Consider the following 25776-nt stretch of genomic DNA (forward strand, 5'->3'; position numbering starts at 1 on the left):
AAGAGCGCTGTCAGCGGCTCAACGTCGTTGGCATGTGCACGTGCCGAGCGCATTATTTTGCCCGTTGCAGGGTTTTAGCTGACAATGCCAACCAACACGATGGTTACGTTTGGGGATATTGCATGCAGGCAAACGGTTTTTTTGACAGGGTGGGGGAAACCATCGGCGATGTAATTCGTACAGTGGTTGAGTTCCTATTGGCTATTTTTACCAACTTCTTCGGTGCCCTTGAAGAGTTTGTCGATGGGCTCAGTCGTTCGCTGGGGATCAACGCGTCATTTTTTAGCCTTCTGGTGTTAATCATAGGGCTTTATCTATTGTGGGGTGGTGTGCGAGCGCTGTTACGCGGATCGCTGTTTGGCGCCATTGTACGGATTTTACTGGCGCTATTTATTCTTTCTTGGCTCATTATGTGATTAGCGTCATCATAACGATGATGCAAGTAAGCTTGCTAAGTATCTGTATTGATGGCGTTAATCAGTCCGCCCGATAATGTTTTGAAACGCATTCATAACGCTATGACCATTTATCATTTGCCTATTTGGTGCAATTTGCCATCATTTCGCACTTCTTTAGTGCAATGAGAGCGAGATGAAAACGTATCTTGGCAAAATGCGGGGCGAACGTATTCAGCGCAATCGGGTAGGTTGGCAGGATGCTGTATGGTCATGGGTGGGCGCATTTACCGGTATGGCGGTGATTTGCTGGTTAAGCTCGGCATGGCTTTCCCAGCAACTGCTGATTGTGGGTTCGTTTGGGGCAACGTCGGTACTGATCTATGCCGCACCGGAAAGCCCGTTTGCGCAGCCCAGCCATGTGCTGTTTGGCAGTGTCCTGTCAGCGTGTATTGGCGTGGGCTGTTACCAGCTCTTGGGCGCAACGCCTCTTTCCATGGCGCTTTCGGTATCGCTTTCCATTCTGATTATGCAATTAACCCATACGGTGCATCCGCCCGGCGCTGCGGCGGCGCTTATTGCGGTAGGTGGCGGTGCCAGTGTGCATAATCTGGGCTGGTGGTACCCGCTGCTCCCTATTGGTATGGGCAGCGTGGTGATGCTGGCGATCGCAATTTTGGTTAATAACCTGGCACGCCATCGCCGCTATCCGCGCTATTGGTAGTGTCCGTACGATTGATAGTGTAACTAAAGGCGGTTTAACTGCTGCTCCAACGCGAAAATATGCGCATCATCGACGTTTAAATGCCGCAGTGCCTGGGCCAGGTTAACCAGGTAGTCACGGTTGGGGCCGCTAGGGCCAGACGCGTGAGCAATCTGGCGGGCCATATCATCAAGCGGCGCTGGGCCTAGAAAGGCGGGATTATCGTCGGTTGCCAAATACACCAGCCCTTGCGTTTGATCACCCTCGTTAGTGCTTGAATCGTCATCTGTAAAATTGTCCGTAAAAAACAGGGGCGTTAACTCGCGCAAGTAGCCATTTTTCTCACGATGATCCAACGGTGCTAATGTCTCGGGAGTAATGCGGTAGGCCATGCCGTGGCAAATAGCCCCTGGGACAGGCGTGAGGGTGACAACGCGACCAGGCGCTTCCAGCGTGCCACGGTGATCATGCGAACCCTGCCAGAAGCGGCGCTCCCAACCGGTAATATAAGCACTGCGTTTTTCCAGGAAGGGAAAATCCGCTTTCCAGATCAGCGATCCGTACCCGAAAATCCAGATTTCCGCATCTTCATCGAAGCGGTGGCGCTGCTGGTTGATGGCAGTGGTATCGATCAACATGGGCCCAACAAACTCTACATGGTTATAAAAATGTCGTTTAAAATGCCATGGTAACATGACCGGGCACTCTCCTCTGGAGTAATCATGCGCGCTATTTTTCTGGTCGATAATGGCTCATTACGCCCGGCCGCCACCCGCAATTTACGCCGTATAGCGGCCTTGCTCAGCCAACAAACAGGCGAGACGGTGCACGCCGCGTCACTGCTCCACTCCCATAAAATCCCGGCGAATGAGCTGGAGGGTACTCCCGCACTTACCCTTGGGCCAGCCGCCGAGCGCAGCGCGGAGCAAGGGGCTACCGAGATCATCGTTTTGCCGTTCTTTTTTGGGCCAAGCAAGGCCTTGACCGGCTATCTACCCGAACGTATGGCGACCCTACAAGCGCGCTTTCCTAACGTGAGTGTGCGAGTTGCCCAGCCTTTGGTGGACGAGCAGGGTGATAACGACTTGCGGCTGGCCAGGCTGTTGGCTGACAACGTACGCGAGCATCTTAACGGTACGCGCCCCCGGGTTGCGCTTGTCGACCACGGCAGCCCTATTCCTGAAGTGACCGCCGTGCGCAATCGGCTGGCTGGGCAGTTGAGTGTGCTGTTAGCGGATGAGGTTGCCTGCGTGGCCGCGGCGTCCATGGAACGGCGTGAGGGTGAGGCGTATCGCTTTAACGAGCCGTTGTTGGAAAACCTGCTGGATAACCCCGGTTTTCACGATAGGCCGGTCGTTCTGGCGATGCTGTTTCTCTCGCCGGGCAGGCATGCTGGGGAAGAAGGTGATATTGCCGAGATTTGCCAGGACGCTCAGCAGCGTCACCCTACGCTTAGTGTTGCGACCACAAGGCTGGTCGGTGAACATTCCGGTATTGTCGAAATTTTGCACTCTCGGCTATGCCAAGCGCTTGATGGGCAACGCTTTCTGCTGGAACTACCCGCGCCCGATAACACGCTGCGTTAGGCGAAGGGTGTAACGTTGCCCAAGAGCGCGTAGAATCGCGAGCCTTTGTACGCGCAATTACTCCGCTAACCAGGGTCACCATCTTGATCGCAACCGCCAATATCACCATGCAGTTCGGGGCCAAGCCTCTGTTCGAGAACGTCTCCGTCAAATTCAACAACGGCAATCGCTACGGTCTGATTGGCGCCAACGGTTGCGGCAAGTCGACCTTTATGAAAATTCTGGGTGGCGAGCTTGAGCCATCCTCTGGTCAGGTCATGCTGGATAACAGCACGCGGCTGGGCAAGCTGCGCCAGGACCAGTTCGCCTATGAGAATGAGCGGGTCATCGACACCGTGATCATGGGCAATACCGAGCTTTGGAAGGTTGCAGCGGAACGCGAACGCATTTACAGCCTGCCGGAAATGAGCGAAGAAGACGGTATGGCCGTAGCCGACCTGGAAGTACGCTTCGCTGAGCTGGATGGCTACACTGCCGAATCCCGCGCCGGTGAACTGCTTCTGGGCCTGGGAATTTCCATTGAGCAGCATACCGGCCCAATGAGTGAAGTGGCTCCCGGCTGGAAGCTGCGCGTGCTGCTTGCCCAAGCGCTCTTTTCTGACCCTGATGTACTGCTGCTCGACGAGCCTACCAACCATCTGGATATCAACACGATCCGTTGGCTGGAAGATATTCTGACAGCGCGTAACAGCACCATGGTCATCATTTCTCACGACCGCCACTTCCTGAACAGCGTATGTACGCACATGGCGGACCTGGATTACGGTGAGATTACCCTGTTCCCGGGTAATTATGACGACTACATGACCGCGGCAACCGCTGCGCGTGAGCGTCAACATTCGGATAACGCCAAGAAAAAAGCCCAGATTGCTGAGCTTCAGCAGTTTGTTAGCCGCTTTTCGGCGAACGCCTCAAAAGCCAAGCAGGCCACCTCGCGGGCGCGCCAGATCGACAAGATCAAGCTTGAGGACATCAAGCCCTCGAGTCGCGTCAGCCCTTTTATTCGCTTTGACCAGAACAAGAAAATTCACCGTAATGCGGTCAACGTGGATGCGATCACCAAAGGTTACGATGACGGTACGCCGCTGTTTGAGCGCTTCTCCATGACCGTCGAAGCCGGTGAGCGTATTGCGATCATCGGCCCCAACGGTATCGGCAAAACGACCCTGCTGAAAACCCTGGCAGGTGATCTGCGCCCCGATAAAGGCGAAGTGAAGTGGACCGATGCGGCCGAAGTAGGCGTCTTTGCCCAGGATCATGCCGACGACTTTGCCGTCGATATGACACTCTTCGAGTGGATGGGACAGTGGACCCAGGGTGGCGAGCAGGTCGTACGCGGTGCGCTGGGGCGCATGCTGTTCTCAAGCGACGATATTGGAAAGTCCATCAAGGTCATTTCCGGCGGTGAGCAGGGGCGCATGCTGTTTGGCAAGTTAACCCTGACCAACCCCAATGTACTGCTGATGGATGAGCCGACCAACCACCTGGATATGGAGTCCATTGAGGCGCTAAACCTGGCGCTGGAAAACTATCCTGGTACGCTGATGTTTGTCAGCCACGACCGCGAGTTCGTGTCGTCGCTCGCCACACGTATTATCGATATGCAGCCAGACGGCATTGTCGACTTCAGCGGCAGCTATGACGATTATCTGCGCAGCCAAGGCGTGGTGTAAACAGCGCAATCATCAACGGCTAAGGCATTGAGCGTGAACTCATCAGCCGATAATGGTGGCGTAGGTCGCTTCCGTTACCGGCTGGTGGTGGATATCCAATACATCCGCGTTTAAAAGGCTGCCTACTTCTTTGGCAAGCTCCACATACACGTGCATCTGCTGATTACGGCGTTTGTGCAGCGGTGGTTTAACGATCAAGCTGATACCCCGCACCGCTTCAGTGCCTTGCTCATCCCGGTACAAGTCGGGCAGCTCACCAGGCAAAAAAGCATTCGTGACGGTGATGGGGTTGGCAGGCTGTTGGCCACTAATCAAAAACACGTGCTTGAGCGAATCGTACTGGGCATCATGACTTTTCAGCCACTCGGCCAAACGCTGGTCAGTGCTCTCTCCCGGCTGATCAAAAAGAATAAACAGCGAATGCTGTTTAAACGTTTGGGCGGGCTTGGCCGCTGCTTCTGGCTCAACGACAGGTTCAGGCGTTGGCGGGGTTGCGGCGGCTTTAGCCGCTATTTTGCGTGCGATAGCGCGGGCGCGCCGACGCTTATGCCAAGGCACCACAATGTAGATAAAAATAGCGGTAGCAATGCCAGCCAGTAGCAATGAGGCCACAGAAAGTAGTAATACAGTGGTGTTATTATTATCCATCGGCATTCAAACCTGTTTAAAAAGCAGCGGTAGTTATGACGTTTAAGTGAACTGGTAACCAGAATTTGTATATTAACAGCGTTCTAGCACTAAGATATATGCAAAAAGCACCACACAAGTGGTGCTTTTTGCTGTTATGAACACGCAATTTACGTCGGCATATTAACCAATACGATCATAACCGTTATCCATAAATGGGTAATCGGTATAGCCTTTCTCGTCGCCACCGTAGAAGGTGGCGTGATCAGGCTCATTCAATGGTGCGTTCTTATAAAAACGCTCAGCCAGGTCGGGATTGGCGATATACGGACGGCCAAAGGCAGCGGCCTCAGCATTGCCTGAATCGAGCAGGGCCTCGGCACGTTCGGCGTTATAGTTACCGCAGTAGATCAGGCTGCCGCTAAAGCGCTCACGCATCTGCTCGCGAAAACCGTCAGGGAACTGAATGTCGCCACCGGCCCAGTTAGGCTCGTTAAGATGCAAATAGGCAAGGCCACGCTTGGAAAGCTGATCCGCCATATAGAGCGCCATCGCTTCAGGCTCGTCGTCGGTTAATCCAAACAGCTCGATAAACGGCGTCATACGAATGCCAACTCGGTCAGCGCCAAATACGCCAACAACGGCATCGACCACTTCCAGCGGGAAGCGCGCACGGTTTTCCAGCGAGCCACCGTATTGGTCGGTACGCTGGTTAGTGCCGGTGGCCAGGAACTGATTCAGCAAATACGCATTGGCCGCGTGCACTTCGACCATGTCGAAACCCGCACGCTTGGCACGCACCGCCGCTTGGCGGTAGTCATCCACAATGCCGGGGATCTCGTCGGTTTCCAGCGCGCGCGGTGTGCTGGTGGGGTGCTGGCCTGCGCTACCGTCTTCAAACTCAACAAAACACTGGGCGCCTTCACCTTTAAGCGCACTGGGCGCGACCGGCTGTTCGCCATTGGGTTGCACCATCTCGTGGGAAACACGCCCAACGTGCCAAAGTTGCAGAGCAATTCGGCCACCTTTGGCATGCACCGTGTTGACGACCTCCTTCCAGCCCGCTTCCTGCTCATCGGTCCAAATGCCTGGGGTGTAGACGTAACCACGGGCAGTGGGAGAGATATTGGTTGCTTCACTAATAATCAGGCCTGAACCAGCCCGCTGCCCATAATAGGCTTGCTGCAGTTTGCCTGGCACGCTATCCGGTGTGCGTGCGCGTGTGAGCGGTGCCATGATGACGCGGTTAGGAATCGACAGACTACCGAGTTGGGTCGGGGTAAAAAGCGTTTCAAATGCCATTCAGCTAACTCCTGTTGCGTGCACTGCTTTAAAGTGATGACACAATAGACCAGTTTACTAGTAAGCGCCAACCACTCTTCCATGTGGTTGGTTATGAGGCCGACAGGCATAAAACAAAACCCCACCTTGATAAAGATGGGGTTTGAATGACTCATTGATGGCGCCGTCGATTAACAGCGTAGCGGATTAATGACGTGTCTGAGTAGCGATGTACCTGAGTACGGTGTACTCAATCTCGTTGCCAAGGCCAGCGCCGTTTAGGAGGCATGACGATTAGCTGAAGGGCATTGTTGAGCGGGAGCATAATCGCGGCTAACTGCCGGTGACAGATAGCGCTATTGAGTACACCGGGGCACTGTTTCAGCAGTAGCTCGCACTGTTGGGCGGCGAGAAAAATTTGCTCAACTACCTGAGGGGCAAATAGCGGTTTGGCCTCTTTGCAGCAGCGGTTAAGTTCTCCGGACAGCATCGAAAGCATTCCAGTATCCAGCCAGCAGGGCAGCGGGTCGTTTAGGCGGCCTGCAATTGAGTGTTGAATCGCCTCGAACGAGGTTCGTAAGAACCCAAGAGTTTGGCGAAGCTGTCGCTGCTCACTGGTCATGTCATTTGCCTGCACTTCGTCAACAAGTCGTCGATAAGAGAAAGAGAGTGTTTCTCATTTTCATCTATCGAGACGATAGCGCCAGTTAATGGAGGTGTCAATAAATGGTATGCGCCTTAATGTACTCACCCCGGAACGGTCAATTTACTGACTCAGCAAATACGCCCCTTGGGAAAAATAGAAAATGCCAATACCGGTCACAATCCAGCGTGTCCATGTACGGAAGTTGGCATCGGTAAGGCGATGTAACACATGTGTACCTACTTGAGTGCCCAGGATAGCCAACGGCGCAGCCAGCAATACCATGCCCCAATCCCCAGCGCCCAGTGCCAACGCAGCACTCAGGTAGAAGAGAATTTTAATACTATGCGCGACCACCTGAATCATTGCTTTAGTGGCCACCACTTCACGACGGTCCATTCGAGAGCGTACAAAGAAGATATCGATCAGTGGTCCGGACACCCCAGCGGCAATGGTTAACCCACCCGATGCCATGCCGCAAAGCAGTGCGTGGCTCGTTCGGTTGGCGTTGAGATGGAACCAACGTTTGGGCATCCACACCAGAATGGGCATCAAGCCAATTAACAGTGACACCGTGGCGGCATTAGCGCTATAGCCGAGCAGCATCAGTAGCCCGGCGGCGCTTATTACGCCTAGCGTCATAAACGCGACCGTTCGCCAGACAATAAACCGCCGCGATAACCATGCCCGCGACCCGTTAGCGGTCAGTTGAATGGCCCCATGCACGGCCATGGCACTGGCCGCTGGGAACGCGAGCAGCAGAAACCACATCAGTACCAGCCCGCCCGCCATGCCGAAGATACCCGATAACATCGAGGTAAAAAAAACTACAAAAACAAAGAACGAACCGATGAGTAGGGACATAATAAAACTTCTTAGCTACGGCAAAAGGGCCAGACTTGATAAAAGCGGCGGCATTGAAACTCGGCTTCACAGGCATTGAGCTGGGATTGATAACGGTTTGTGCGAGTGACGATTTGCCGTGCTGCGTTGATAACCTGAGGCTTATTTCGGTACGTGCCACGTCGATACCCGCCTGCGCCCTCGTGGTAGGCGTAATAGAGATGCTCAGGATTGGTTAATGAAATGCCTGCTTGCTGCTGAGATCGGCGGTTGTACCAGCCGATGAAGTCAGTGGCGTGCTTCATGCTGGTGCGCCGCGCAAACAAGCTACCTGCCTGCTCCCGGTACTCTCCCCATACCGGGTCTTGCGCTTGGGCATAACCTTTTGCCGAAGAGGGGCGGGGGCCGGGGATAAAGCCCAGGTAATACTTGCGGTCAGGACGAATGTGGCTTTTAAAGGAAGACTCCTGCTGAATAAACGCCATTTGCGTCGCAATGGACGTTCCCCACTTCTCCTGAGAGTCGCGTGCGTAGTCGTACCAAGTGGGCTGTTCGCGGAAAATTTCGCAAATATTGCTCTGGTCTTGTGGTGGGTTGGGGGCAAAGGTCGCACACCCAGAGAGCAGCAGAACGATGCCTACCAGTCCCCAGGTGCGTAATATTATGCACCAAGATAAAGTCGCAGCGGAAAAACTATCAACAGGGCGCAGCATGATGAGTTCCTTGTGGATAATATTGTCGTCACTGACTTTTTATGATTATTAATATCAGGCTTTTATAAGCGGCTAGGGTAACAGGTTTTCCAGACAGCGGCGCAGCCGCTGCGCCTCGCGGGCCAGCGTTTCACCTGAAAGCATACCCACTCCCATTACCAAGCCAGCGCGTGAATCATTCGCGGCGCATACCGGACTTAAAGGACGCACGATCAAATGCTCCTTAAGCAGCGCTTGGGCAAGCTGTACGTCATCAATAGGCGGTTCAAATTCTACACACAGGCTGATGGCACTACTGGGCGGTGAAATACGCTTCACTTGCGGCAAGGTACGCAGTTGATCATGCATCACCTGTTGGCGGCCTAGGTAGTCGCGCTGAATACGGCGGCACCAAGCGTCAAGATCACCATCGAAGATAAACTGGGCAAGCACCGCCTGGTCCAGCATGCGCCCCTCACGAAACAGCTCGCTACGCAGACGATTCATGGGTTCGGATAGTTGACGCGGTACTACCAAATAGCCCAGCCGTAGTCCGGGGAACATCATTTTGGAAAAAGAGCCAACCAAAAAGTGACGCTCAGACTGTGGATCAAACAGCAGATTGGTATGGTCGTCGCGGCTGAACTCGTAGTCATCTTCAATGATGTACGCAGGCGCTAACGCATCGCATAGGCGCTGCTTGTCGTGGGCACTGGTAGGCACACTGAGCGGATAGTGGTGGGAGCCGGTGAGATAAGTAAGCTGCACAGGGCCAGACGTTGCGGGCAGGCTATGGCCTTGGCCGGGCTGCCACGGCAACATTTCAATGTTTAAACCCGCGGCGGTAAATACGTTGCGTGCCCCCCAGTAGCAGGGCGATTCCATTACCACGGTATCCCCAACATCCGCCAAGGCCATGGCGCACAGTTCAATACCGTTGTGCGTACCATCGGTAATAATAATTTGATCAATGTCGCAGCGAATATTGCGCCAGCGTTCCAGAAAATCACGTATCGCACGCTTTAACGGCCCATAGCCGCCGGTCGAGTAGGAGAGCAGCAAAGCGTTTTGCGGCACGGTCACGCTGGCATACAGCTGGCGCCACTTACGCATGGGGAACTGGGCGATATCCGGGATGCCGGGCACAAAAGCCCCGCTTTGGATAAGGCTGGCCCCTGGGCCTTGGAGCACTTTCTGTGCGCGTTGGGAAAGTGGACGCTCCTGAGTAAAAACAGCAGGTTTGGTTGCTGGTTTGCGGGACCAGGTGCCTTGGCCGTGGGCCGTTTTAAGCAAGGCTTCGTTAAGTAGCGTATTGATCGCTAATGCCAGTGTCTGACGGGCGACACCTAGGCCTTCCGCTAGCTTGCGGTGAGCCGGTAAGCGCATCCCCGCAGGCCACTCCTGGGTAATCGCATAGCGCAGTGTCTGTTCGATACGCACCTGCTTGCTTAGCCGTTCGGGCTGGAGTGCATAAAGATGCACAAGTTGGTGCACGACCTGTTCACGCTCCATGAAAAGCTCCTTTACCTCCTCCAAAAGCCCTAATAGCGCAAGCTTTCAAACGATTAACGCGAGTCAATTGCGCACCAAGCTGGTGCGCGTGAAAAGTGGTCTAGTCAAACACGAAAGTGGTGTGTACGCGTTCTGCGTCCAGCCTGCTAGCGTGTTTAGATACCGTTGAAACGGCATCAGGATACTGCGCCATAGAGCGCCAACGACAACATCCAATAACCTGCAGGAATCTTGCCATGAACACTCCCTCTTCTGAACAGGATAAGCTCGTACGGGTACTCGCCCGTGGCGATGTATTGGCACTCGCCTTTGGAGCCATGATTGGCTGGGGCTGGATCGTTCTTACCGGCACGGCGATTCAATCGGCTGGCAGCTTGGGCGCTATTCTAGCCTTTATCGTGGGCGGTTTAGCCATTGTACTCGTGGGCCTGACCTACGCCGAACTCGCCTCCGCCATGCCCAAAGTGGGCGGCGAGCACGTTTATAGCTATCGCGCTCTGGGTCATTTGCCCTCCTTTTTATGCACCTGGGCGATCATTCTTGGCTACTTAAGCGTGGTGGCGTTTGAAGCCGTCGCACTGCCCACGGTTATCGAACACTTAGCGCCTAACTACGCCGTCGGGCACCTGTGGACGATTGCCGGCTGGGAAGTAAAAGCCACCTGGGTGGCCGTAGGTGTGGGTGGCTCGCTTGCCATGATGCTGATCAACTACTTTGGCGTTACTACCGCCTCGCTGGTACAGAAAGTCGTTACCGGCATGATTCTCCTGGCAGGCGTGATGTTTGTGACCGGTGCCTTGTTTGAAGGCGAAACCATCAACATGCTGCCGCTTTTTGCCCATGGCGATAACGGTACCGTAGCCGGAATCATTGCAGTGCTGGTCATGGTGCCCTTTCTGTTTGTGGGTTTTGACGTGATTCCCCAGGCCGCAGAAGAGATCAATCTGCCTTATAAGGCCATCGGCAAGGTGCTGATGCTCTCGGTCATTCTGGCGGTCGTGTGGTATGCGCTGATCATTCTGGCGACCAGTCTTGCGCTTGACAGTTCTGAGCTTGCCGCAAGCTCCTTAAGTGTACCGGACGCCATGGGCGCGCTGTTTAACGCTCCCTGGGCCAGTAATCTGATGGTCATGGCCGGTATCGCGGGCATCATTACCAGTTGGAACGCGTTCTACATTGGCGGCTCGCGGGCCATCTATGCCCTGGCTAAAGCCGGCATGCTGCCGGCCCCCTTTGGCAAGCTGCACCCGCGCTATAAAACGCCTACCAACGCTATCTTCCTGATGGGCTTTCTTTCCTGCATCGCGCCGTTCTTTGGCCGCCCGGCGCTGGTGTGGATCGTTAACGCTGGCGGCCTGGGTATCGTGATCGCCTATCTGTTTGTGGCGATCTCCTTTGTGGTATTGCGTGTGCGCGAGCCGGATATGCCGCGCCCGTTCCGCATCCGCCACGGCAAACTATGCGGCACCCTGGCTATCGTTCTTTCCTTTGGCATGGCCTGCCTCTACTTGCCCGGCAGCCCAGCGGCGCTGAGCGCTGCTGAGTGGAGCATTTTTGCCGGCTGGTCGGTACTGGGCATCGCGCTGTATATCCACGCGCTGTTCACCTACGGCCGCGCCTATAGCGACCAGCACATGATGGCGGATCTATAAGCGCCCTACGAGGCTATGAACCTGAGCCCATGAACCTGAGATAGAGGAGCATTGTATGAGTTTTATCGAACAGTGGTTGCACGACGCCGTTCCCGCTCTGATCGGTAGCGAATGGCGCACCGGAAAAGAAGCCTTTGCCGTGGATAACCCCGCCACCGGTGAGACGATTGCCCGTGTCGCAGAGCTTGGCGCGGAAGATACCCGTGATGCCGTCGCTGCCGCTTATGAAACCGGTGCCGCCTGGCGCGCTACCCCGGTCAAACAGCGCTCAGCGCTGCTGCGCCGCTGGTTTGAACTAATCATCGAACACGCGGACGATCTTGCGCGGTTGATGACGCTTGAGCAAGGCAAGCCGCTGGTGGAAGCCGGGGGCGAAGTGACTTACGGCGCCTCGTTTATCGAGTTTTTCGCTGAAGAAGCCAAGCGCATGGCGGGCGAAACCCTGCCCAGCCACGGCGCTGACAAGCGCCTGTTAGTTCTGCGCGAGCCGGTAGGCGTGGTCGCCGCGATTACCCCGTGGAACTTCCCGCTGGCAATGATTACCCGCAAGTGCGCCCCGGCACTTGCGGCCGGCTGCACCGTGGTGATCAAACCTGCTGAAGCCACGCCTTTAACAGCGCTGGCCGCGGCCTATCTGGCGCTGGAAGCGGGCCTGCCTACGGGCACTATCAACGTGGTAACCGCCTCAAAACCGGCAGCGGTAGGCGAAGTGCTGACCACCGACCCGCGGGTACGCAAGGTCTCGTTCACTGGCTCCACGCCGGTGGGCAAGCGCCTGCTGGCCCAGTGCGCCAGCACCGTCAAGAAAACCGCCATGGAGCTAGGCGGCAACGCGCCGTTTATCGTGTTTGACGACGCTGATGTAGATGCCGCTGTCGATGGTGCGATCGCCTCCAAATTTCGTAACGCCGGGCAGACCTGCGTTTGCACCAACCGCTTTCTGGTCCAGGATGGCATTTACGATACGTTCGTCAGCAAGCTCACCGAACGGGTAAAAGCGCTGAAAGTAGGTGATGGCCTGGCAGACGGCAGCGTCATTGGCCCGCTGATTAATCAGGCCGCAGTCGATAAAGTGCAGCGCCACGTGGACGACGCCATGAACCAAGGTGCGCGCCTGATGTGCGGCGGCGAGCACCACGCAGCCGGTGCTCGCTTCTTTACGCCTACGGTACTCGCCGATGTGACGACCGCCATGGCCGTGGCTGATGAAGAAACGTTTGGCCCCGTCGCGCCGGTGTTCCGGTTTACGCGCGATGAAGAGGCCATCCAGATGGTTAACGATACGCCGTTCGGCTTGGCGGCCTACTTCTACGCCACGGATTACCGCCGTATCTGGCGCACCATGGAAGCGCTTGAATACGGCATGGTCGGCGTCAATGAAGGGCTGATCTCGACTGAGCTTGCGCCGTTTGGCGGTGTAAAAGAGTCCGGCTTGGGCCGCGAAGGCTCTCACCACGGTCTCGATGAATTTACTGAATTGAAATACGTCTGCGTCGGCGGCTTATAAGGGGAATGAACATGACCAATCACGAATTGAACGAACTGAAAAACCGTTATGTAGCCAACGGTGCAGCGACTCCAAATACGGCCTTTGCCGAGCGCGCTGAGAACGCCGAGTTGTGGGATGCCGATGGCAACCGTTGGATCGATTTCGCGGGCGGTATCGGTGTGCTCAACCTGGGCCATCGCCACCCGAAAATCGTTGCAGCGGTAGAAGCGCAGCTACACAAGGTCATGCATACCAGCGCCGCGGTAATCTCCTACGCGCCTTATGTTCAGTTGTGTCAGAAACTGTGTGAACTGACCCCGGTACGCGGCCCCGAGCGCAAGGCGATGCTGGTTAATACCGGTGCCGAGGCGCTGGAAAACGCCGTGAAGATTGCCCGTGCCGCCACCGGCCGCACCGGCATTATCACCTTTGACGGTGCCTTTCACGGCCGCACGATGATGACGTTGGCCATGACCGGCAAGGTGCTGCCCTACAAGAACGACTTCGGCCCCATGCCGGGCGATGTCTTCCGCGCACCGTTCCCCAATCCGCTGCATGGTATCAGCGAAGAAGCTTCGCTCGATGCCATTCGTACGCTGTTCAAGACCGACATCGCCCCGCACCGCACAGCGGCGATTGTGATCGAGCCGGTACAGGGCGAAGGCGGCTTCTATATCGCCTCACCGGATTACCTGAAAGCGCTGCGCGCGCTGTGCGACGAGCACGGTATTCTGCTGATTGCTGACGAAGTGCAGTCCGGCTTTGCGCGTACCGGCAAGCTGTTTGCGCTGGAATACAGCGGCATCGAGGCGGATATTCTGACGACCGCCAAGAGCTTGGCCAACGGCATGCCGCTGTCTGCTGTCGTGGGTTCGGCCGCGGTAATGGATGCCTCCGGCCCCAACTCACTGGGCGGCACCTACAGCGGCAACCCGCTTTCCTGCGCGGCGGCGCTGGCGGTCATTGACGTGATCGAGGAAGAAAATATCCTTGAGCGCAGCGCGCAGATGGGCCGCCTGTTGGCGGAACGTTTTGGCGTATGGGAAGAGCGCTTCCCCTCGGTTGCTCATGGCCGCCAGCTGGGCGCCATGGCAGCATTCGAGCTTCTAGATAGTAACGGCAAGCCCGACACTGCCATGACTCAACAAGTTTGCGCGAAAGCACGCGAGAAAGGCCTGATCCTGCTTTCCTGCGGCTTCTATGGCAACAGCATCCGTATTCTGGTGCCGTTGACCGTGTCGTCCGAGGTGCTGGAAGAAGGCTTAAGCATTATCGAGCAGTCGCTGGAAGCGCTTAGCTAATACGCCGCGTTAGGTATCTATAGCCTGCCCCCGCCAACAGCATTCGCTTGCTGGGGGACGGGCTAGGGCATCAACAAGCGACAGCCAAACCACTGGCTGCCGCCTGACGATCAGGCAACGAGAAGGTTAATCCAGCACTTCAGGCTTGTTGGCATCTGCTGGTGTTGGCAGATAATAGAGCGTGGGCACTATCAGCAGCGCAAGCAGCTTTCTTCAAAAGCCTAAGCTGTTCGTTACTTGATGGTGACGTTACCATCAAGTTGTCGCCGCGTAACTAACTTGGCAGGATCAACCCAGCAGGAGAGTTGTCATGTATATCGCAATGAACCGTTTTCAGATTGCCCCAGGCCGCGAAGAGGATTTTCTAGAGGTGTGGCGTAAGCGTGATTCGCACTTGAATGAGGTACCCGGCTTCAAGCAGTTCAAGATGTTGCAGGGCGCAAGCCAGGACGAGCACACCGTGTTTATTTCCCATAGCGTATGGGAGTCGGAAGCGGCTTTCCGCGCCTGGACCCAGTCAGAGGCGTTTCGTAAGGCCCATGCGGGCGCCAAGTCACCGGAAGGTATCTATCTGGGCCCGCCCAAATTTGAAGGGTATGAGGTCGTGCTTTAAGCACGGGGCCAGCGGCTTGGCCTCTTTAATAGAGCGCCAGACCGAGTGATAGCAGTACACTGTAAATCAGCGTCGATAGCGCGGTTTTTTTCAGCATGCCGGTAAGCGTTTCACCGTCGGTGGTGTGGTGTAGCGTTCTGGCAGCGTCTGCTAACGGTTTGGCAACCAGTAGGCAGCTCCAGCTAAGCCAGGGGGCGGGCAGTGCGACCAGATAAATCACGGTGAGCAGCAGCGCCATTGCCAGCAATATCCAGTGGTAGGTAATGGCGTTAGCGCGGCCCAAGCGCACCGCCAGGGTGATCTTGCCGTTGCGCGCGTCGCTTTCGATATCGCGCACGTTATTCACGTTCAATACAGCGGTTGCCAGTAACCCGCAAGCGGCCGCGGGCAGTAGTGTAAGCCCGTCCAGTTGTTGTGCATGCAGGTAGTACGTGCCGAGTACCCCTAACAAGCCGAAGAAGATAAAGACCGCAATATCTCCCAGTCCACGATAGCCATACGGCGTACCGCCCAGCCCTACGGTATACGTGACCGCGGCCAGCAGCGCGGCAGCACCCAGAAGAATAAAGATGAGAATGGACGTCCACTGATTGCCAAAAGCCGTCAGCAGTAGCAACAGCCCACACAGGGCGGCAACGACTGCCATCACCACCATTCCACCGCGCATAGCGCGAGGGCTCAGTAATCCTGACGAGACAGCGCGAACAGGGCCTATGCGCTGGTGATCATCCGCTCCCGTCGCCGCGTCGCCGTAATCATTCGCCAGGTTTGAAAGCACTTGCAGGGCAATCGCCGTTAGCAGGGCAAGTAGTAGCACGCTCGGATTAAACCCCTGTGCGTGCGCCGCAAGGCCTGAACCAAGTAGGATAGAGGCGCATGCCAAGGGAAGCGTACGAGGCCGGGCCGCTAATAACCAAACCTGGAACGGGCGGTGCTTGTCGGGTTGATCCATTGCTTCGGTGTCCTAGTCGTGATGACGTTAAATGACTAAAAGGGCGTGCGTGTCACTGTATTATTAAGTGCTAAAAAGCAGACCTGCGTCAAAAGAAGCAGCGGTGTCTTATCGCAAACTATTGTTAATCCCTCTTAACAGGAGTTAATTTGATGATCGGCGACTTATTTAGACAAAGCAAATATGCAGCGCTTGTTTGGCTAGCCTTCCGGCTTTATCTTGGGATTACTTGGCTCAGTTTGGGAATCGGCAAACTGACGGGCGGTTTTGATGCGCAAGGGTTCCTGAGTAACGCGGTGGCGAATCCTGTGATGCGGGAAGGGAGCATGGTGTATCCCAACTACGTTGCTTTTTTGGAGCATTTTGCGCTGCCCTATGCGGGTATGTTTAATGTGGTGATCCCACTGGGCGAAATACTCGTGGGGTTGGGCTTGATCGTGGGGGTGCTGACCTCCTTTGCAGGCTTCTTCGCTATTGTAATGAATATGTCGTTTCTGATGGCGGGTACGGTCTCCACCAACCCATGGATGATTGCGTTAACCTTTTTCTTACTGGTAGCGGGCGCGAACGCTGGCCATTTTGGGGGGGACCGTTGGGTTCTGCCCTATATCAAGCAGAGGCTGGGCATTGCGCGCCGCATCCGGTTTACCTGAGACGCGGGGCCACTGATTGTCTGAACATATGCGCTGGGTAACAGGCAGCAGCGTCGCTTACGGGTTGGCGCATATGAACAGCCAAAGCGCTGTCGCTGAGCTTATGGACCGGCTTGATGCATTGTCTGTGTCGTCCCTTCAGGGTGTTATACGTCTGAGCGTGCCTTACCGCGTTGATAGCCTGATGGGATGGTTGGAAGCGCAAACGGTTTTTCCGCGCGGCTACTGGAAAGCGCGTGACGCCGGTGCACCTGAGTACGCTACGTTAGGTGTGGTCAGCGCGGCCGACTCGCTTGAGATGCTGCAGGCCGACCTTGCCAAACTCGCGACCTTGCCAGGTGAGCAGCCGGACTATTTCGGCGGTATGGCGTTTGATGCTACATCACCCGGCTGGGCGCATTTCAAAAACTGCTGTTTTATATTGCCGCGTGTTGAGCTCAAGCGCTCACAACAGGGGACGCTATTGACGCTCAATCTGCGTTTTGACGACCGCTGCGGCGATCACGAAATAGCCGAAGCCCGCGCCTTTTTAGCCAGTCTCCAGCAAGAACAACCGCTACCCCCTCTGCGTCCGCATGCCTATTTACGTTATGACGCCCCTGCCCAGCAGGCGTGGTCAGCATGGGTGTCCCAGGTGACCCACGCTGATCAGCTGTGCCATACGCCCAAAGTGGTGTTATCACGAGAGACACGCTTGGTCATCGCGGACGACGCATCGAAAACACCCTCGCCCTGGGCACTGCTGGGCCGCTGGCAGGCAGAGGCGGCGGCGTGCTTTCAACTGGGCATTCAGTGGAATTCAGAGACCGCCTTTATCGGTTGCCCACCGGAGCGCCTTTATCAGCGAGAAGGTACGCAGCTGGTAACCGAGGCGCTAGCAGGTACCACTCATCGTGGCGCTGATGCACAGCAGGACCAATACCTTGCCGAGGCACTGCTGGCAGATACGAAAAATAGCCTGGAGAACCAGTGCGTTTATGAGGATATTCTTGCCCGGCTTGAGCCCTTGTCTCACGTTGTTCAAACCGGGGAGGCCCATGTTCTCAAGCTGCACTCTGTGCAGCATATCCGCCGCCTTATTCATGCTGAGTTGCACCACACGGTGACGGACCAGGCGCTGCTTGCCAGTTTGCCGCCTACTCCAGCGGTAGGCGGTGTTCCTCGCGCATTGGCGCTGGCGTTTATTCGACAGCACGAACGCCACCAGCGGGGCTGGTACGCCGGTGTGTTTGGCCGGGTGAGCCTGGCCAGTACGGAGCTTGCGGTGGCGATCCGGTGTGCTCATATCGGCGCTAATGAAATTCGCCTTTATGCCGGTGCGGGCATTGTCGCGGGCTCTCAGCCTGATGCAGAGTGGCGCGAGCTGGATAACAAAATTGCCGACATTATGTCGCTGCTCAACATGGGGTAATACCAATGACCGCGAACGCCATGCCGCGTGGCTTTCCGCTTCAGCACGCTACCTTTAACCATGTGTGGGCCGCGCTGCTGCTTGAGGAGCTTTACCGCTTGGGCATGCGCGACATTGTGCTGGCGCCTGGCTCGCGCTCGTCGCCGCTCACCATGGCGGCCAGCGAGCATGCGGGACTTCGCTGCCACTGCCATTTTGACGAGCGTGGCCTGGCCTTTATGGCACTGGGTCTTGCGCGCGGAAGCGGCCGCCCGGTAGCGGTTATCACCACCTCGGGCACGGCGGTTGCCAATCTGTATCCTGCCGTTGTGGAAGCTAAGCTAATGGGTGTGCCGCTGGTAGTGCTCTCAGCCGACCGTCCTATTGAATTACTGGATAACGGCAGTAATCAGGCTATCGACCAGCGCGATATCTTTGCTCGTCATACCGTGGTGCATCACGACCTTCCGCCCCCAGGCCCTGAACTGAGCGCCGCGTTTCTACTCAGCACTATTGATCAGTCCATTGATCAACAGCAGCGTACGCCAGGCCCTGTGCATTTTAACTGCCGCTACCGCGAGCCTCTTTACCCCGGCCACCAGAGAGAGGATGCCTCGGATTATCTGGCGCCTCTCGGAAGCTGGTTGGCCTCTTCAGTGCCGTGGAGCCAGTGGGTACCCAGTACGCAAGCGCCCGTGTTTTCTACCGAGTGGGCAGATTTTTCGTGTCAGAGAGGCGTTATCGTGGCGGGATGTATAGATGACCCGCACCAGGCGCAGCAGGTGGTGACGTTATCACGTCGATTAGGCTGGCCACTGTTGGCGGATCTACAAAGCCAGGTACGTTTTGACCGTCAAAACGTGATCCATTTTGACCTGGCGCTGCACGATCCTCATTTTGTCGAGGAGTTGGAGCGGGCCGATGTGTTGCTGCAATTTGGCGGGCGTCTTATCTCCAAGCGCCTGACGCAGTTTATTGCTCGTCATCCCTGGCAGGATGTTTGGCTGGTGGACTCGCGCCCCCAGCGGCTCGACCCTGATTACAGCGTTAAGCGCCGCTTCGTTTGCCCGCCCGAGGCCGTGGTGGCCGCGCTTGAACCTGAAAATAAACATGAGCGTGAGACTGGGACAGGTGCTGAGCGCACGCCTTGGCACCGGCTTAACCAGTGCCAACAGCGCATCAGCGATATCGTGAATCAACGCTGTAACACCTTTTCAGAGCTGGGCATTTGTCATCGGCTGTTGCAGCAGGCAGCCGGGCAGCTGTTTGTCGGTAACAGTATGCCCGCAAGGCTGATGAACATGCTGGGCACGTACCGCACAGCGCCTTTGCGGGTATTTACCAACCGCGGGGCTTCCGGTATCGATGGGCTGATCGCCACGGCCTACGGCGCCAGTGCTACCAGTGACCAGCCCACCACACTGATCGTGGGTGATATCAGCGCGCTGCATGATCTTAATAGCTTGGCGCTGCTGAAACAGGCCGTTCAACCGCTGGTGGTGATCATCCTCAACAATGACGGCGGCAGCATCTTTCATATGCTGCCAGTGCCTAATGAAGGTGAGCTACTTGAGCATTATTTCCGTCAGCCACACGGTTTGAACTTTGAGTACGTGGCGCAAATGTTTGGGCTTGCCTACGCTGCACCTGGCTCGCTGGAAAGTTTCGATGCGGCCTATGCCCGAGCCTTGGAAAGTGGCGTTACACTGATTGAGATTAACGTGCCGCATCAGCAAGTTGCAGACGATCTTGTGGCGCTGGCGGCAACGCTGGGTAGGCTCGATAACCATGAAGACTGAACATGAAGAGCACGCCCAGCCACTCCCAACGCTGGTTATGCTGCACGGCTTGTTAGGTGATCGCTACGATTGGGCGGAGGTCATCGCCGCGTTGAAAGATGTGCCGTGCCTGGCGTTGGATTTACCGGGCCACGGCCAAAATCACCAGGTGGCGGTCAACTCTTTCTCCGCTTTTCATCACTGGCTAACCGATACGTTGGCCGCGCAGGATATTCACCGCTATTGCTTGCTGGGCTACTCGCTGGGAGGGCGTTTGGCGCTTGATCACGCCAGCCGCCAACCTGCGGGGCTTGAGGCGCTTTGGCTGGAGAGCGCTCATCCAGGCTTGCCGGAAAGCGAGCGCGATGAGCGTATTACTCATGATGCACGCTGGGCACAACGTTTTGCACTGGAACCTCTTGAACGCGTGCTTACCGACTGGTATCGGCAATCCGTCTTTGCTGACCTTACGCATACGCAGCGAGCGCGGCAGATTGAACGACGGCTGGCCAATCATGGCCCGTCCGTGGCGACAATGCTGCGAAGCACGTCGCTCGGCAGGCAGTCATCTCAGTGGCCGTGGCTGGCTGAAACGTCACTTCCCATTGGTTACTTTTCAGGTCGGCAGGATACTAAATTTCATGCACTTGCCGACCGCTTGGCTAACGTAGCCCCTCGTGTGCACCTTATAGCGCTGGAAGGTGGGCATAACCTGCATACAGAGCAAGCGAAAAGCATCGCCGAACCGATTAGCCGATGGTATCAACGCCTCGGCTAAACGGCTCGCTCACCTGGATTCAGTTAATCAACAGCAGCCACGGCAAACCGATAGCCAGCCAGGCCACTAAGAACAGCAGACCAAAAATAGCCCCTAGCCGCCAATAAAGGGCGCTTGGCAGATAACCGCTGCCATAGTAAACCGGGCTTGGGCCGGTGCCGTAGGGGGTAATAATGCCCATAAAGCCCAGTGTGGGGAGCAGCAGGAGGATAAACATCTGCATATCCAACCCTGCAATACCGGAAGCCGCCGCCAGCATCACCGGCAATAGGGCGGTAACGTGGGCCGTGACGCTGGCAAACAGGTAGTGCAGGAGATAGAAAATCACCGTGAGCGCCACCATCGCCATTACGGGGTTAAAGTGACTGATTTGTTCACCCACCATGCCACCAAACCAATTGACGAACCCGACCTGGCTTAGCCCGCCTGCCAGCGCCACCAGTGTTGCAAACCACACAAAGGTATTCCAGGCAGCTCGATTGTCGAGGATATCGTTCCAGCTCACGATGCCGGTCAGCAGCATGCAGCAAATCACCACCAGGCCTACCAGGGATGCGGACACAACATCGCCCGCAAAAATCCACAGCAGTAGCGCAGTGACAACCATGATGACCAACAGTATCTCGTTGCGAGTAAGCGCACCCAGTTTGTTCAGCTCATCCCGCGCCCAGTTGGACACTTCTTCACCGGCTTTCACTTCTGGCGCGCATAGCCAGTAACAGAGCAGTGGGACCAGCAACAGCAGCAGAATGCCAGCGGGCGCTACGGCGATAAACCATTGCCCCCAGTTAATATGGATACCGGTAGCGCTTTCTGTCAGAGCAATGGCCAACAGGTTGGGGGCAAGCGCGGTTAGAAACAGTGAGCTGGTCACACAAGTAGAGGTGATCGCTGTCCACATCAGAAAACTGCCCATGCGTTTCATGCTGGGGTCATTGGGCTGGGAGTCGTAAAGTGGTGGTAGATTGCGAATGACTGGATAAATGGTGCCCCCGCTACGTGCCGTGTTGGAAGGTGTAAAAGGCGCCAGCACCGCATCGGCGATCATTACCGCGTAGCCCAGCGTTAATGTGCGCTTGCCCATGGCTTTGACCAGCCAAAGTGATATGCGCCTGCCAAGGCCGGTTTTTTCATACCCCAGCGCGAACATAAACGCGCCAAAAATTAGCCATACAGTCGAGTTGGTGAACCCCGAAACTGCCCATGAAAAGGCCTGGTTGGCAGCATTAAAGCCTTCGGTCGCTAGCTGTTCGGGTGAAAACAGCACCCAGCGGGAGAGCAGTGCAACCAGAGTCACGCCGATTAACCCAATGACCGCGCCTGGCAAGGGTTCAAAAATCAGCCCAACCACACAGCCCAGGAAAATAGCGAAGAAGTACCAAGCGTGAGGGGCAACCCCCTCAGGCGTGGGTATCAACGCAACGATAATGGCCACTACAAGCGGCGCCAACAACTTCCAGTCAAATGCCGATTGCACGCTACTGTTCATATCCAGCTGCCCCCCTCTTATTGGCTGCGAAAGCAGCCGAATCTCTTCACTGCTAACGCTGTTGATTTTCATCTGCTTGCGGTTACATACATTGCAGAGAATGGCGATAGCGACTAATAGTTAAAAATTGTAGTTGGAATTCTTTATTAAAATTAATAAATGAGAAATTAAACTTAACTACTCTTGTTAAAGCATCGCCTGTCTTAAAGGTGCATTTCTTGATATGCGTCAATAGAGCCTGGCATGCGGGGATAGCACGTACCTGGAGTGTGATAAGTTCAAAGACACCGCATCGAAGCGTGTCGTCACTACCGCCTTTGGCCTGGCTACAGAAAGGGAGCATCATGCAGCATCGAGATTTCGATATCGTGATTGTGGGTGGAGGCGGCGCAGGCTTGCGTGCCGCTATCGCCGCGGCAGAAAGCGCCAAGGCACAGGGCATTTCTCAAAGCATCGCACTGATTTCCAAGGTCTATCCTATGCGCTCCCATACCGTTGCTGCTGAGGGTGGTGCGGCGGCGGTAACCAGCGAGGAGGATACGCATCAGGCACATTTTGACGACACTGTGTCGGGTGGCGACTGGCTGGTTGAGCAAGGCGTGGTGGATTATTTTGTGCATCATGCCTACCAGGAGCTGGTGCAGATGGAGCGCTGGGGCTGCCCCTGGAGCCGCAAGGAGGATGGTAATGTGCAGGTACGCCGCTTTGGCGGCATGAAAACCGCACGTACCTGGTTTGCCGCCGATAAAACCGGCTTTCACATGCTGCATACCTTGTTTCAAACCTCGCTCAAATACTCCCAGATTGAGCGCTTCGATGAGTATTTCGTCCTTGATCTTGCCGTGCACGAAGGGGCTGTCATTGGCGTCATTGCTCTTCAAGTGGCCACCGGTGAGCTTATTCTGCTGCGCGCCAAAGCCGTGGTATTGGCAACAGGAGGTGCCGGGCGCCTGTTTCGCTTTAATACCAACGCAGGGATCGTGACCGGCGACGGGATGGCGATAGCCTATCGCCACGGCGTGGCGCTCAGGGACATGGAGTTTGTTCAGTATCACCCCACGGGCCTTCCCGGCTCCGGCATTTTAATTACCGAAGCGTGTCGTGGTGAAGGCGGTATCTTGCTTAACAAAGATGGCTATCGCTACCTTCAGGATTACGGGCTGGGCCCGGAAACCCCACTGGGCAAGCCTGAAAACAAGTACATGGAGCTGGGCCCTCGCGATAAGCTCTCACAGGCCTTTTGGCAGGAGCAGCAGGCGGGCCGCACCGGCACCTTTGGCGATAGCGATGTGGTCTATCTAGACCTGCGCCACTTGGGCGAAGCCTACCTTCTGGAGCGCCTGCCCTTTATCTGCGAGCTGGCCAAATCCTACATTAACGTTGACCCGGTCAAAGAGCCGATCCCTATTCGCCCAGCGGTGCACTACACCATGGGCGGTATCAAAACCAATCCCCACTGTGAAACGTCGGTTGCCGGGCTTTATGCGGCGGGCGAATGCGCCTCTGTTGGTTTACATGGTGCTAATCGCTTAGGCTCAAATTCGCTCACCGAACTACTGGTGTTTGGTCGTTTAGCGGGGGAGCAGGCAAGCCAGCGCGCGGCGCAAACCGAGTGGGCAGACATGAACCTTTTGGAAACCCAGGCTGCCCATCAGCAGGCAAAGCTAGCGCATCTTTGTGATGGTGAGGGCAGCGGCGAGACTTGGGTGACGCTTAAGCATGCCATGGTGCAGGCCATGGAGAGTGGCTGCGGTATTTATCGTACCGAAGAGGGTATGCGGCAGTCGTTGGAGACGATTCGTGAACTGCGGGCGCGCTACCAGAAGATTCGTGTCAACGACACCAGCAAAATATTCAACACAGAGTTGCTTGAGTGCATTGAACTTGGCTATGGGCTGGATATTGCCGAGGCATCTTGCCTTGGTGCACTGGAACGGCGTGAGTCCCGCGGCGCTCACCAGCGCTTGGATGAAGGCATGCAAAAGCGCGATGACGTTAACTACCTCAAGCACAGCCAGGTGTTTTATCAGGGCGATGCACACGCTCGGTTGGCATGGCAGGAAGTTGACGTGCGTTTTTCCGCGCCCGCAGAACGTACCTATGGGGATGCGTCCAAGGGAGGCAAGGCATGAGTGCTCAGCAGGTATCCACCCGGCGCATCAGCGTCAAACGCTATTTACCCGACAATTCTACCGAGCCCTATTGGCAGGAGTATGAGCTGCCAGTCGACGACAGCACCTCATTGCTGGATGCGCTGAATCACATCAAAGAGCAGCTCGACAGCACTCTGAGCTACCGCTGGTCGTGTCGCATGGCGATCTGTGGCTCCTGTGGCGTTATGGTGAATGGCGTCCCCAAGCTTGGCTGTAAGACCTTCCTGCGCGACTTCGACGATGAGATCCGCATTGAACCATTGGCGCACTTTCCCGTGCAGCGCGACCTGGTGGTTGATATGGAGATATTCCTCGATCACCTGGCCGCCGTTAAGCCCTATCTGATAGACGACAATCCGGTAAAGCCCTTTGATCCGAAGGCGCCAGAAACCTATCGACAGTCGCCCAGACAGCTTGCCCGTTACAAGCAGTTCGCTAACTGTATCAACTGTGGGCTTTGCTACTCCGCTTGCCCGCAGTTTGGGCTTAATCCTGAGTTTATTGGCCCAGGAGCCATTGCACTGGGGCACCGCTATAACCTGGACAGCCGGGACCATGGCAGCACGCAGCGAATGGCCGAATTGAACCGCCATGAAGGTGTGTGGAGCTGCACCTTTGTGGGCTTTTGCTCAAAGGTGTGTCCCAAGCACGTTGACCCAGCGGCGGCTATCAATCAGAGCAAAGTGGCGTCCGCTAAGCACACGCTAATTGCGCTGTTTAAGGGCTAGGAGAAAGGGTATGGATAAGTCGACATCTCAACGCTTTGTGCCGTTAAAACGTAACTGGTGGCTGAAACTCCGCTTTTTTAAACTCTATATGCTGCGTGAAGCGACGGTGTTACCGCTGGTTTTTTTCCTGCTCTGCATACTGGCGGGCATGGTCGCGCTGCTCCAGGGCCCAGAGAGTTGGCAACGATGGATCGCCTTTATGGGATCTCCCATCGTTTTGCTGCTCAACCTTTTGGCGCTAGCCGCCAGCCTGTTTCACGCGGCGACCTTTTTTGTGCTGTTTCCTCGCGTTATGCCGCTGCGCATCGGTAACTACCAACTACCGGATAAGGCGATTGTGGCGGGACAGTGGGCGGGCGTGCTGGCCGTACTGCTGCTGTTCATCTGGCTGTTTGGGAGGGCGTCCGTATGACTAAACCAACCATGAATACGCCAAGCACGGACAGTCAGCGTACGAACCAGCCTCCCCACCACCAGGCCTACGATGAGTCGCTGTGGTGGGGGCTATTCAGTGCAGGCGGCGTCTGTTTTGCTGTGCTGCTGCCCTCTGCCATCCTGTTTTTTGCCGTGCTGCTTCCCTTGGGCTGGCTACCTGCCGACGCACTCAGCCATGAGCGGGCATCGCGACTGCTATTCAGCGTGCCAGGCTTTCTGTTTGTGGGCGCGGCGGTCTGTTTGCCGCTGTTTCATGCCGCCCATCGCCTGCGCCACGGAATGTTTGACCTTATTTTGGGCCGCGACACTACCAATAAAAAGCTGATGTATGGCGCTGCGGCGCTGTTAAGCCTTCTGGCACTAGGGCTGGTCGTGGCAGGTATGTTTCGCTAAGCCCGAAAGACGCCAAT

At 55.9% G+C, this 25776-nt stretch carries 25 protein-coding genes; 16 read left to right on the forward strand and 9 right to left on the reverse strand.

Annotated features, from left to right (window positions below; translation table 11 throughout):
- Positions 1–122 precede the first annotated feature (122 nt).
- Complete coding sequence (locus CZ787_RS15740; protein ID WP_087110915.1) at positions 123–416, forward strand: hypothetical protein; 294 nt, start codon at positions 123–125, stop codon at positions 414–416.
- 175 nt (positions 417–591) lie between these two features.
- Positions 592–1119: an HPP family protein gene (locus CZ787_RS15745; RefSeq protein ID WP_087110917.1), complete on the forward strand. Its 528-nt coding sequence runs from the start codon at positions 592–594 to the stop codon at positions 1117–1119.
- Between the two features lie 23 nt (positions 1120–1142).
- Here the strand turns inward: CZ787_RS15745 and CZ787_RS15750 are convergent, their stop codons facing one another.
- Positions 1143–1736, reverse strand: a complete 594-nt coding sequence (locus CZ787_RS15750; protein WP_087111277.1) for a gamma-glutamylcyclotransferase — start codon at positions 1734–1736, stop codon at positions 1143–1145.
- A gap of 84 nt (positions 1737–1820) precedes the next feature.
- On the opposite strand from CZ787_RS15750, the gene CZ787_RS15755 reads away from it, so the two are divergent.
- Both CZ787_RS15755 and CZ787_RS15760 read left to right on the forward strand, forming a co-directional pair.
- The gene (locus tag CZ787_RS15755) at positions 1821–2684 is read left to right on the forward strand and encodes a sirohydrochlorin chelatase (protein WP_087110918.1); all 864 of its coding nucleotides are present in this window, start codon (positions 1821–1823) and stop codon (positions 2682–2684) included.
- An 83-nt stretch (positions 2685–2767) separates the two neighbouring features.
- The gene (locus CZ787_RS15760; RefSeq protein ID WP_087110920.1) at positions 2768–4357 is read left to right on the forward strand and encodes an ABC-F family ATPase; all 1590 of its coding nucleotides are present in this window, start codon (positions 2768–2770) and stop codon (positions 4355–4357) included.
- A gap of 42 nt (positions 4358–4399) precedes the next feature.
- On the opposite strand, the gene CZ787_RS15765 is transcribed toward CZ787_RS15760, so the two are convergent.
- From CZ787_RS15765 to CZ787_RS15790, 6 genes are all read right to left on the reverse strand, one after another.
- Positions 4400–5005, reverse strand: a complete 606-nt coding sequence (locus CZ787_RS15765; protein WP_087110922.1) for a cell division protein ZipA C-terminal FtsZ-binding domain-containing protein — start codon at positions 5003–5005, stop codon at positions 4400–4402.
- A gap of 162 nt (positions 5006–5167) precedes the next feature.
- Positions 5168–6286, reverse strand: coding sequence for an alkene reductase (locus CZ787_RS15770; protein WP_087110924.1), 1119 nt, complete (start codon positions 6284–6286; stop codon positions 5168–5170).
- A gap of 229 nt (positions 6287–6515) precedes the next feature.
- Positions 6516–6887, reverse strand: a complete 372-nt coding sequence (locus CZ787_RS15775; RefSeq protein WP_087110926.1) for a hypothetical protein — start codon at positions 6885–6887, stop codon at positions 6516–6518.
- Positions 6888–7031: 144 nt separating this feature from the next.
- A complete protein-coding gene (locus CZ787_RS15780; RefSeq protein WP_087110928.1) occupies positions 7032–7772 on the reverse strand; it encodes a TSUP family transporter in 741 nt (246 codons plus the stop codon).
- A gap of 11 nt (positions 7773–7783) precedes the next feature.
- Entirely contained in the window at positions 7784–8464 is a 681-nt protein-coding gene (locus CZ787_RS15785) for a lysozyme-like domain containing protein (protein ID WP_176372235.1), read from the reverse strand.
- Positions 8465–8536: 72 nt separating this feature from the next.
- On the reverse strand, positions 8537–9955 hold the full coding sequence (locus CZ787_RS15790) for a PLP-dependent aminotransferase family protein (protein WP_087110930.1): 1419 nt from the start codon (positions 9953–9955) through the stop codon (positions 8537–8539).
- Positions 9956–10191: 236 nt separating this feature from the next.
- Here CZ787_RS15790 and CZ787_RS15795 point away from each other — a divergent pair, with 236 nt between their 5' ends.
- The 4 genes from CZ787_RS15795 (at position 10192) to CZ787_RS15810 (ending at position 15010) form a co-directional block, all read left to right on the forward strand.
- Entirely contained in the window at positions 10192–11607 is a 1416-nt protein-coding gene (locus CZ787_RS15795) for an APC family permease (protein WP_087110932.1), read from the forward strand.
- Positions 11608–11662: 55 nt separating this feature from the next.
- Positions 11663–13114, forward strand: a complete 1452-nt coding sequence (locus CZ787_RS15800) for an NAD-dependent succinate-semialdehyde dehydrogenase (RefSeq protein WP_087110934.1) — start codon at positions 11663–11665, stop codon at positions 13112–13114.
- A gap of 11 nt (positions 13115–13125) precedes the next feature.
- On the forward strand, positions 13126–14397 hold the full coding sequence (gene gabT, locus CZ787_RS15805) for a 4-aminobutyrate--2-oxoglutarate transaminase (RefSeq protein WP_087110936.1): 1272 nt from the start codon (positions 13126–13128) through the stop codon (positions 14395–14397).
- Between the two features lie 310 nt (positions 14398–14707).
- A complete protein-coding gene (locus CZ787_RS15810) occupies positions 14708–15010 on the forward strand; it encodes an antibiotic biosynthesis monooxygenase family protein (protein WP_087110938.1) in 303 nt (100 codons plus the stop codon).
- A gap of 25 nt (positions 15011–15035) precedes the next feature.
- On the opposite strand, the gene CZ787_RS15815 is transcribed toward CZ787_RS15810, so the two are convergent.
- A complete protein-coding gene (locus CZ787_RS15815; protein WP_087110940.1) occupies positions 15036–15962 on the reverse strand; it encodes a 1,4-dihydroxy-2-naphthoate polyprenyltransferase in 927 nt (308 codons plus the stop codon).
- A 152-nt stretch (positions 15963–16114) separates the two neighbouring features.
- On the opposite strand from CZ787_RS15815, the gene CZ787_RS15820 reads away from it, so the two are divergent.
- The 4 genes from CZ787_RS15820 to menH are packed head-to-tail and all read left to right on the forward strand — an operon-like array spanning position 16115 to position 20561.
- Positions 16115–16615: a DoxX family protein gene (locus tag CZ787_RS15820; protein WP_087110942.1), complete on the forward strand. Its 501-nt coding sequence runs from the start codon at positions 16115–16117 to the stop codon at positions 16613–16615.
- A 16-nt stretch (positions 16616–16631) separates the two neighbouring features.
- Positions 16632–18026 (forward strand): isochorismate synthase, encoded by a 1395-nt coding sequence (locus CZ787_RS15825; protein WP_254908633.1) that lies wholly within the window; start codon positions 16632–16634, stop codon positions 18024–18026.
- 5 nt (positions 18027–18031) lie between these two features.
- Entirely contained in the window at positions 18032–19804 is a 1773-nt protein-coding gene (gene menD, locus CZ787_RS15830; protein ID WP_087110944.1) for a 2-succinyl-5-enolpyruvyl-6-hydroxy-3-cyclohexene-1-carboxylic-acid synthase, read from the forward strand.
- Entirely contained in the window at positions 19794–20561 is a 768-nt protein-coding gene (gene menH, locus CZ787_RS15835; RefSeq protein ID WP_087110946.1) for a 2-succinyl-6-hydroxy-2,4-cyclohexadiene-1-carboxylate synthase, read from the forward strand. The genes menD and menH overlap by 11 nt, the downstream gene beginning before the upstream one ends.
- Positions 20562–20580: 19 nt before the next feature.
- Here the strand turns inward: menH and CZ787_RS15840 are convergent, their stop codons facing one another.
- Positions 20581–22122, reverse strand: a complete 1542-nt coding sequence (locus tag CZ787_RS15840) for an anion permease (protein ID WP_303393868.1) — start codon at positions 22120–22122, stop codon at positions 20581–20583.
- A 272-nt stretch (positions 22123–22394) separates the two neighbouring features.
- On the opposite strand from CZ787_RS15840, the gene frdA reads away from it, so the two are divergent.
- Genes frdA through frdD form a run of 4 tightly spaced genes read left to right on the forward strand, consistent with a single transcriptional unit; the run spans position 22395 to position 25759 of the window.
- Positions 22395–24182 (forward strand): fumarate reductase (quinol) flavoprotein subunit, encoded by a 1788-nt coding sequence (frdA, locus tag CZ787_RS15845; RefSeq protein WP_087110949.1) that lies wholly within the window; start codon positions 22395–22397, stop codon positions 24180–24182.
- Positions 24179–24931: a succinate dehydrogenase/fumarate reductase iron-sulfur subunit gene (locus tag CZ787_RS15850; RefSeq protein WP_087110951.1), complete on the forward strand. Its 753-nt coding sequence runs from the start codon at positions 24179–24181 to the stop codon at positions 24929–24931. Before frdA ends, CZ787_RS15850 begins: the two co-directional genes overlap by 4 nt.
- Positions 24932–24941: 10 nt before the next feature.
- Positions 24942–25343, forward strand: coding sequence for a fumarate reductase subunit C (locus tag CZ787_RS15855; RefSeq protein WP_087110953.1), 402 nt, complete (start codon positions 24942–24944; stop codon positions 25341–25343).
- Positions 25340–25759 carry a fumarate reductase subunit FrdD gene (gene frdD / locus CZ787_RS15860; RefSeq protein ID WP_087110955.1) on the forward strand — a complete coding sequence of 140 codons (420 nt, stop codon included), beginning with the start codon at positions 25340–25342 and terminating at the stop codon, positions 25757–25759. The genes CZ787_RS15855 and frdD overlap by 4 nt, the downstream gene beginning before the upstream one ends.
- Positions 25760–25776: the final 17 nt, after the last annotated feature.

The organism is Halomonas citrativorans (assembly GCF_900163645.1).
Lineage (GTDB): Bacteria > Pseudomonadota > Gammaproteobacteria > Pseudomonadales > Halomonadaceae > Vreelandella > Vreelandella citrativorans.

Excerpts from the sequence above, each read along its gene's own strand:
- CZ787_RS15815 (WP_087110940.1), bottom strand. The coding sequence starts at position 15,962 with ATGGATCAACCCGACAAGCACCGCCCGTTCCAGGTTTGGTTATTAGCG.
- CZ787_RS15745 (WP_087110917.1), top strand. The coding sequence starts at position 592 with ATGAAAACGTATCTTGGCAAAATGCGGGGCGAACGTATTCAGCGCAAT.
- CZ787_RS15780 (WP_087110928.1), bottom strand. The coding sequence starts at position 7,772 with ATGTCCCTACTCATCGGTTCGTTCTTTGTTTTTGTAGTTTTTTTTACC.
- CZ787_RS15750 (WP_087111277.1), bottom strand. The coding sequence starts at position 1,736 with ATGTTGATCGATACCACTGCCATCAACCAGCAGCGCCACCGCTTCGAT.
- CZ787_RS15755 (WP_087110918.1), top strand. The coding sequence starts at position 1,821 with ATGCGCGCTATTTTTCTGGTCGATAATGGCTCATTACGCCCGGCCGCC.
- CZ787_RS15785 (WP_176372235.1), bottom strand. The coding sequence starts at position 8,464 with ATGCTGCGCCCTGTTGATAGTTTTTCCGCTGCGACTTTATCTTGGTGC.
- CZ787_RS15775 (WP_087110926.1), bottom strand. The coding sequence starts at position 6,887 with ATGACCAGTGAGCAGCGACAGCTTCGCCAAACTCTTGGGTTCTTACGA.
- menD (WP_087110944.1), top strand. The coding sequence starts at position 18,032 with ATGACCGCGAACGCCATGCCGCGTGGCTTTCCGCTTCAGCACGCTACC.
- frdA (WP_087110949.1), top strand. The coding sequence starts at position 22,395 with ATGCAGCATCGAGATTTCGATATCGTGATTGTGGGTGGAGGCGGCGCA.
- menH (WP_087110946.1), top strand. The coding sequence starts at position 19,794 with ATGAAGACTGAACATGAAGAGCACGCCCAGCCACTCCCAACGCTGGTT.
- CZ787_RS15840 (WP_303393868.1), bottom strand. The coding sequence starts at position 22,122 with ATGAAAATCAACAGCGTTAGCAGTGAAGAGATTCGGCTGCTTTCGCAG.
- CZ787_RS15790 (WP_087110930.1), bottom strand. The coding sequence starts at position 9,955 with ATGGAGCGTGAACAGGTCGTGCACCAACTTGTGCATCTTTATGCACTC.
- frdD (WP_087110955.1), top strand. The coding sequence starts at position 25,340 with ATGACTAAACCAACCATGAATACGCCAAGCACGGACAGTCAGCGTACG.
- CZ787_RS15800 (WP_087110934.1), top strand. The coding sequence starts at position 11,663 with ATGAGTTTTATCGAACAGTGGTTGCACGACGCCGTTCCCGCTCTGATC.
- CZ787_RS15770 (WP_087110924.1), bottom strand. The coding sequence starts at position 6,286 with ATGGCATTTGAAACGCTTTTTACCCCGACCCAACTCGGTAGTCTGTCG.
- CZ787_RS15795 (WP_087110932.1), top strand. The coding sequence starts at position 10,192 with ATGAACACTCCCTCTTCTGAACAGGATAAGCTCGTACGGGTACTCGCC.
- gabT (WP_087110936.1), top strand. The coding sequence starts at position 13,126 with ATGACCAATCACGAATTGAACGAACTGAAAAACCGTTATGTAGCCAAC.
- CZ787_RS15810 (WP_087110938.1), top strand. The coding sequence starts at position 14,708 with ATGTATATCGCAATGAACCGTTTTCAGATTGCCCCAGGCCGCGAAGAG.
- CZ787_RS15855 (WP_087110953.1), top strand. The coding sequence starts at position 24,942 with ATGGATAAGTCGACATCTCAACGCTTTGTGCCGTTAAAACGTAACTGG.
- CZ787_RS15850 (WP_087110951.1), top strand. The coding sequence starts at position 24,179 with ATGAGTGCTCAGCAGGTATCCACCCGGCGCATCAGCGTCAAACGCTAT.
- CZ787_RS15820 (WP_087110942.1), top strand. The coding sequence starts at position 16,115 with ATGATCGGCGACTTATTTAGACAAAGCAAATATGCAGCGCTTGTTTGG.
- CZ787_RS15740 (WP_087110915.1), top strand. The coding sequence starts at position 123 with ATGCAGGCAAACGGTTTTTTTGACAGGGTGGGGGAAACCATCGGCGAT.
- CZ787_RS15765 (WP_087110922.1), bottom strand. The coding sequence starts at position 5,005 with ATGGATAATAATAACACCACTGTATTACTACTTTCTGTGGCCTCATTG.